This window comes from uncultured Rothia sp., assembly GCF_916049665.1.
In the GTDB taxonomy this organism is placed as follows: Bacteria; Actinomycetota; Actinomycetes; order Actinomycetales; family Micrococcaceae; genus Rothia.
Genome location: NZ_CAJZIE010000090.1, coordinates 1 through 6,825, shown reverse-complemented (window position 1 = coordinate 6,825; position 6,825 = coordinate 1). Strand labels below are relative to the sequence as shown.

General features: G+C 62.0%; 6 protein-coding genes and 1 pseudogene. All 7 read left to right on the top strand.

Annotated features, from left to right (window positions below):
• A pseudogene (locus QZ540_RS07840) lies at positions 1 to 342 on the top strand (serine protease); the annotation flags it as partial.
• Positions 343 to 461: 119 nt separating this feature from the next.
• Positions 462 to 1,679: a chorismate synthase gene (gene aroC / locus QZ540_RS07835; protein WP_294628997.1), complete on the top strand. Its 1,218-nt coding sequence runs from the start codon at positions 462 to 464 to the stop codon at positions 1,677 to 1,679.
• Positions 1,679 to 3,184: a shikimate kinase gene (locus tag QZ540_RS07830; RefSeq protein WP_294628995.1), complete on the top strand. Its 1,506-nt coding sequence runs from the start codon at positions 1,679 to 1,681 to the stop codon at positions 3,182 to 3,184. Before aroC ends, QZ540_RS07830 begins: the two co-directional genes overlap by 1 nt.
• A 25-nt stretch (positions 3,185 to 3,209) precedes the next feature.
• A complete protein-coding gene (aroB, locus tag QZ540_RS07825; protein ID WP_294628993.1) occupies positions 3,210 to 4,337 on the top strand; it encodes a 3-dehydroquinate synthase in 1,128 nt (375 codons plus the stop codon).
• 226 nt (positions 4,338 to 4,563) lie between these two features.
• Positions 4,564 to 5,127: an elongation factor P gene (efp, locus tag QZ540_RS07820; protein ID WP_005505932.1), complete on the top strand. Its 564-nt coding sequence runs from the start codon at positions 4,564 to 4,566 to the stop codon at positions 5,125 to 5,127.
• The gene (nusB, locus tag QZ540_RS07815) at positions 5,127 to 5,537 is read left to right on the top strand and encodes a transcription antitermination factor NusB (RefSeq protein WP_005505934.1); all 411 of its coding nucleotides are present in this window, start codon (positions 5,127 to 5,129) and stop codon (positions 5,535 to 5,537) included. The genes efp and nusB overlap by 1 nt, the downstream gene beginning before the upstream one ends.
• A gap of 523 nt (positions 5,538 to 6,060) precedes the next feature.
• Positions 6,061 to 6,783: a methyl coenzyme M reductase subunit gamma gene (locus QZ540_RS07810; protein WP_294628991.1), complete on the top strand. Its 723-nt coding sequence runs from the start codon at positions 6,061 to 6,063 to the stop codon at positions 6,781 to 6,783.
• The last annotated feature ends 42 nt before the right edge of the window (positions 6,784 to 6,825 follow it).

Sequence of the window (6,825 nt, the reverse complement as noted above, 5' to 3'; positions counted from 1 at the left end):
CCGCAGAATCTTGCGGAGCGCGGTCATCACCCGGTGGTGTCTACTCTTCCTGCCCATGCGGCGGATGAGTGGGCGAACCAGCTGAGCGGGCTGAAGGGCGCCTCCGCAACGCACCGGCCGGTACTGCTCGATGTTGCGTATAACCCGTGGCCTTCGGTGCTGGCGAGCGCTTGGGAGGCTAACGGCGGCACGGTGGTTTCTGGCCTGGAGATGCTGCTGTATCAGGCGGTGGAGCAGGTTCTGCTGTTTACCGGCCGTGAACTGCAGCCCGCCGAACTGCTGGGTCTAATCAATGCGATGTGCGCGGCGGTTGATCTTGCCCCTCGTGCTTCCGTTTCGTGAAAAAAGCGTGCTTTCACTCGCTCAGTAAACAGGCATTTTATACACTATTTATACACGTGAAGAATTATTATTCCTTCCTCCTGCGCTGCGGTGCGGGTGCGATGAAAAGAGGTTAACCTATGGCCCTGCGTTGGCTCACTGCCGGAGAATCCCACGGCGAGGCGCTCGTCGGCATTATTGAGGGCGTACCCGCCGGTGTGGAACTCACCAGCGACATGGTGCGTGACGCCCTGGCTCGTCGCCGCCTCGGCTACGGCCGCGGTGCCCGCATGAAGTTCGAGGAGGACCGCGTGCGCATCCTGGGCGGTGTGCGTCACGGCCTGACTCAGGGCGGCCCGGTCGCTATTGAGATTGCGAACACCGAGTGGCCCAAGTGGACTGACGTGATGAGCTCTGACCCGGTGGATCCGAAGCTAATTGAGAACCGTGCCCGTAACGCGGCGCTGACTCGCCCGCGCCCCGGTCACGCCGACTTTACCGGCATGCAGAAGTACAACTTCTCTGAGGCTCGCCCGGTGCTGGAGCGCGCCTCTGCACGTGAGACCGCAACCCGCGTGGCGCTCGGCGTGGTTGCCGCCCAGATTCTGAAGGCTCTGGGCGTTGAGCTGGTGTCTCACACCGTGGCTGTGGGCGGCGTGCACGCCACCGAGGGTGCCCCGGTGCCTTCGCCTCGCAACGTTGAGCAGCTGGACGCTGACCCGCTGCGCTGCTTCGACAAGGCAACCTCCGACGCGATGGTTCAGCGCGTGGACGAGGCGCACAAGGACGGCGAGACCCTCGGCGGCGTGGTTGAGGTACTCGCGTACGGTATGCCTCCCGGACTGGGTTCGTACGTGCACTGGGACCGCCGCCTGGACGCGCGCCTTGCCGCAGCACTGATGGGTATTCAGGCTATTAAGGGCGTTGAGGTTGGCGACGGTTTCGCGACTGCTGACCGCCCGGGCACTGCCGCTCACGACGAGATTTCCATCGGTGAGCACGGCGTAACCCGCGATACCAACCGCGCTGGCGGTATTGAGGGCGGCATGAGCATCGGCGACCTGCTGCGCGTGCGTGCGGCCATGAAGCCGATTGCGACCGTGCCGAAGGCCCTGAAGACCATTGACACCTCCACCGGTGAGGAGGCTCGCGCCCACCACCAGCGTTCGGACGTGTGTGCTGTTCCCGCCGCCGGCGTGGTGGCGGAGGCTATGGTCGCCCTGGTGCTGGCCGAGGCCGCGTTGGAGAAGTTTGGCGGCGACTCGATTGGTGAGACTCGCCGCAACATGGATTCCTACCTGGACGCTATCCCGGCGTCTCTGGCGTGGGAGTCTAACGTTGCCGGTTGGGACGCGTAGTGCCTCTTCCGGTTGAGCCTGCGGGCGTTCACCCCGTCGCGTCGAGCCCCCTTGCGCGTATTGCTGCGGCTGCGCAGCGTGCGCGAGGGGGCGCTTCGCCGCGCCCGGATTCTGGTGTATCGGATTCCGGTGCCGCGGTGGAGGCCGAGCAGGCTGTATCCGCTGAGGTTACCGCGCGTGAGGCGGGCGTTTCTGGCTCTTCTGCAGCTTCTGAGGCAGGCTCCAAGGCTACTGCTTCGGTTTCTGCTGCCCGCGCGGCGTCTCGCGTGCCGACCCCGGCTGACCTGATGCGTTCGGGTGTTCGCCCCCTGCCCGCCGCTGCCGCGAGCACGCAGGGTGTGCGCCTGTACGCCTCCTCGGTTTCTGAGGATGCCGACCCGGCGCTCGGCCTGGACGAGGACCTGCGCCTGAAGCTGCTCAGCGCCCTGCAGGGCATGGCTGAGGAAGAGCCTCGCGAGGAGCCCGTGAAGGCGGAAGCTCCCAAGCCTGCCGCACCCAAACCGGCACCCCCGAAGCCCACGGTACCCAATCTCACTGCCCCCAAGCCGGCGCCTCCGAAACCTGTAGCGCCGAAGCAGGCTCAGCCTGCAGAAGCGGGGGAGAGCACTACCGTTTCTGCGCCTGTACCCGCGGCTGAATCCGCCAAGCCGGTGCGCCCGACCCCGGCGCTGTTCGGCAAGGTTCAAGTTGCCGCACCCGCAGTACCCGCCGCGCTCGCCGCAGAACAGCCTGCAGAGAACCCGGCGGGTGAGAAGCCCCTCGACGCTTCCGAGCTGACCGCAACTCCTGCTGAATCTGTGGCACCCGCTGATTCTGCAGTATCCGTCGAAGCTTCCGCACCGGCTGAATTTGTCGCGCCCGCAGAAATCCCCGCAGAAGCGCTCGCAGAAGACGAGTCCGCCTGCGGCGCTCGCATCCACCCGCAGCAGGTTCGTGAAATGCACGAAAACTTCGCGGAACGTTCCCGCCCCATCGTGCTCATTGGCCCCATGGCGGCAGGTAAGACCTACATTGGTACGCACCTGGCGCGTTTCTACGGCTACGAGTTCCTCGACGCTGACCAGCTCATTGTGGAACGCTACGGCGAAGTCTCCGAAATCTTCGAGATTTTCGGTGAGGCGCACTTCCGCGAGCTCGAACGCAAGACCATCGAAGAGGTCCTCACCTCGCCCGTGTACCGCAATACGGTGTTCTCCCTGGGCGGTGGCGCACCCATGACCGACTCGGTCGCGGAGCTGCTCAAGGACGAATGCGTGGTGTACATCCTCGTTGATGCTGACACCGTCACCCCGCGCATTACCGGCAACAAGACCCGCCCGCTGCTGCAACCGAACCCGGTCGAGCGGTGGACAGAAATTTTTGAGCGCCGCCGCAGCCGCTACGAAGAGCTGGCACACTTCACCCTGGACGCACGAGGCGGCCGCCCCATCACGGAGATGACCGCCGAAATCCAGGCGTACGTGACCGCGACCCGCGCCTCCCGCGCGCAGCGCCCCCAAGCTTAACCCCTCACCTGTGAAAGGACACATGATGAGCACTCAGCCCACCCCCACTTTCGGTGCCTCCGGCGCGGAAGATATTACCCGCATCCCGGTGACGGGCAGCTCCCCGCGTGAGAACTATGAGGTTCTCATCGGCCACAACCTGCTCGGTAAAATTCCCGAAATTCTGGGCAACCGCACCAAGAAGGTGCTCGTGATTCACCCGCGTGCCCTGCGTTCCACCGGTGAGCTCGTCATGGAAGATCTGCGTGCCATGGGCTACGAATCCTTCAGCGCCGAAATCCCGGACGCTGAGGAGGCGAAGCACTACCAGGTGGCTGCGTTCTGCTGGCAGGTGCTCGGTCAGAACGACTTCACCCGCACCGACGCTATTATTTCCGTGGGCGGCGGCGCTATTACCGACGTTGCCGGCTTCGTCGCGGCAACCTGGCTGCGTGGCGTGCGCGTCATCCACATCCCGACCACCCTGCTGGGCATGGTGGACGCTGCCGTGGGCGGTAAGACCGGCATCAACACCGCCGAGGGTAAGAACCTGGTCGGCGCGTTCTGGCCGCCCGCCGCAGTGCTCTGCGAAATCGGCACCCTGCGCACCCTGCCCGAGCACGAGCTGCTGACCGGCATGGGTGAGGTCGTCAAGTGCGGCTTCATCGCAGACCCCGAAATCCTCGACCTGATCGAGGCAAACCCGGACGCCGTGCGCGACTCGCAGTCCGCCGTCATGCGTGAACTCATTGAGCGCAGCGTGCGCGTGAAGGCGGAGGTTGTCTCCGAGGACCTGCGCGAATCCGGCCGCCGCGAAATCCTGAACTACGGCCACACCCTCGCCCACGCCATCGAGCGCAACGAACGCTACCAGTGGCGTCACGGCGCGGCAGTGTCCGTCGGCATGGTCTACGCCGCCGAGCTGGCGCTGGCAACCGGCCACGCCGACGAAGAACTCGTGGCACGTACCCGCAGCATCCTCGAATCTCTGGGCCTGCCCACCTCCTACAAGGCAGACGCATGGCCCCAGCTGCTCGAAGCAATGCGCCGCGACAAGAAGGCACGCGGCAACCTGCTGCGCTTCATCATTCTTGACGGTTTGGCTCGCCCGCGCGTCTACGAGGTGCCGGACGATTCGATTCTGTACATGACCTACCAGGAAGTTACTGAGTAGGTGATGAGTCCCGTATATTCACCGGAAGCACACGCCACGCGACCGCCAGCATCTGGCAGTCAGTGCGCGGCAGCCGGGCGGGGTGCCGCAGAAACTGTGGCGCACCTGCTAGGCAAATTCGTGCACATCCTGTAGAATGTACGGGACATAATTTTGCTCATTGAAAACTTAGCGCCGCGCCGGGTACCACTACGGCGTGGGCGTCGATGACACGAAGGAGAGCCCCATGGCATCCACTACCGATATTAAGAACGGCGCCGTCCTGAAGATTGACGGCAACCTCTGGTCCGTCGTAGAGTTCCAGCACGTTAAGCCCGGTAAGGGCGGCGCATTCGTCCGCACCAAGCTGCGCAACGTTACCTCCGGCAAGGTCGTCGACCGCACCTTCAACGCTGGCGCTAAGATCGAAACCGCAACCGTTGACCGCTCCGACTACCAGTACCTGTACCAGGACGGCGACGACTACGTCTTCATGGACATGAAGACCTACGACCAGATCAACGTTCCCGCAACCGTTGTTGGCGACGCAGCAAACTACATGCTCGAGTCCCAGACCGCAACCATCGCAATGCACGAGGGTAGCCCCCTGTACATCGAGTTGCCCGCATCCGTGGTCCTCGAAATCACCTACACCGAGCCCGGCCTGCAGGGTGACCGCTCCACCGGCGGCACCAAGCCCGCAACCGTTGAGACCGGCTACGAGATTCAGGTTCCCCTGTTCCTGGAGACCGGCACCAAGGTCAAGGTTGACACCCGCACCGGTGAGTACCTCGGTCGCGTGAACGACTAATGAATTCGCGTACTAAAGCCCGATTGCGCGCCCTCGAAGTGCTCTTCGAGGCGGATCAGCGCAACGAAGATTATATTGAGGTACTCCGCCGCCGCCGACTGTACACGGTAGCGCAGATTTCTGCATACTCTGAGGAAATCATTCGTGGCGTCCGCGACCACGACGAAGAGATCCGCGAGTTTGTTGAGACTTACGCCCGTGACTGGTCCTTCGAGCGTATGCCCGCCGTGGACCGTGCCGTGCTGCGTATTGGCACTTGGGAGCTTCTGTACAATGACGAAGTTCCGGATGCTGTCGCAATTTCTGAGGCTGTCGGTCTGGCGCGTGTGCTGTCCACGAATGAATCTCCGAAGTTCGTGAACGGTCTGCTGGATAAGCTCCGTCAGGTGAAGCCGACCCTGCTCGCGTAAAACATCCCGCCGCGGCCTGCTGGCTTGTAGCTGGTTGGTTCGCTGTTGAGGATGCGCCCGCAGGGGAGCGTACGTGAAACCCCCGCCGTACTGTAGTTCGCTACAGGACGGCGGGGGTTTTCTGTGTCTAGGTTGCGTTTGGTTGGTGCGCTTCTGCGTGGGGTTCCGTATTGGGTGCGGATGCGCTCGCTGGGTTTGGAAGGTAGGCGAGGCTTCACCGGACAACGCGGGCGGGGGAGTGCCCCCTCTGCGGCATCCTAGCTTAAAAACAACATAGGCGCCTCGAGGATGGAGCCTGTCCCGCGTGCCCGGCATGCGCCTCTATGCATGCCTCAGATGTGCGCTTGCCTGCACCGTTATGAACGGAACATTGCCAAAATGGACAAATAGTGAGCCGGGGTGTGTGTTCTGCGAATGTATGTTAGGGTAATGGCATCAACCGATAACATTCCGCTGAATTCCACACGTTGCTGTATGGATAATTCTGCGGTTTACACAACCACACACCAGAAAAGAACCAACAATGATGTTTAACCGTAGTTCTATTGCCGCGCTCTCTGCGGCAATGATGCTCACCCTGTCCGCTTGTTCCGGCGGCGCACAGGTCAACGCAGAATCAAGCGCTTCCATCTCCGCGAGCACTGAGTCAGCGAGCGCCGAGGCTTCCGCAACCCCCACTCCTTCGCCCACTCCGACGGGTTATGAACCCGTGCTGATTCAGGCAAGTATCGACGTGAATAACCGGTCGCAGGAAGCAGCAGATGCGACTCTCAAGGCTGCAAACGATGCATTGGAACAGCACCGACGCATTTGGAATGCGTGGAGGCAGGGGAACCTGGAGCACACGAGCGATGAAGAGCTACTCCGGTACGTGAGTAAAGAATTCCTTGAAGACACAAAGGAGAATGTGGAGCATATCCGGAAGCTCATAGAAGAAGGCCGCGGTCCTCTCGAGGGCGAAGTCACCTTCTCTAACATCGATCCAGTCATCTATGGAACCATGAACGACGATGGTTCTGTTACAGAGAATACCGGTGCAACCATCACGTTCTGTGAAGACTGGAGCAACGTTCGCACTGCTGAGGGTAAGAAATTTAATCCGGCGCAGGTAACGCGACGGGTCTTTGTTGTTCGCCGTTCTGAAGATAACGCGTTTGTTGTTGTCGATTTTGAGATTCTTCATGACGGTTGCGGAGGCGAAGCAGACGCTACGAGCGAGGCGACCGCAGCCGCCCAAGGTGAGTAGCTGATATAACAAAACATGTAGGCGGGGGTGCGCCCTCTTCGG

Coding starts and splice junctions, on each gene's coding strand:
- aroC (WP_294628997.1), top strand. CDS start 462: ATGGCCCTGCGTTGGCTCACTGCCGGAGAATCCCACGGCGAGGCGCTC.
- aroB (WP_294628993.1), top strand. CDS start 3,210: ATGAGCACTCAGCCCACCCCCACTTTCGGTGCCTCCGGCGCGGAAGAT.
- efp (WP_005505932.1), top strand. CDS start 4,564: ATGGCATCCACTACCGATATTAAGAACGGCGCCGTCCTGAAGATTGAC.
- nusB (WP_005505934.1), top strand. CDS start 5,127: ATGAATTCGCGTACTAAAGCCCGATTGCGCGCCCTCGAAGTGCTCTTC.
- QZ540_RS07810 (WP_294628991.1), top strand. CDS start 6,061: ATGATGTTTAACCGTAGTTCTATTGCCGCGCTCTCTGCGGCAATGATG.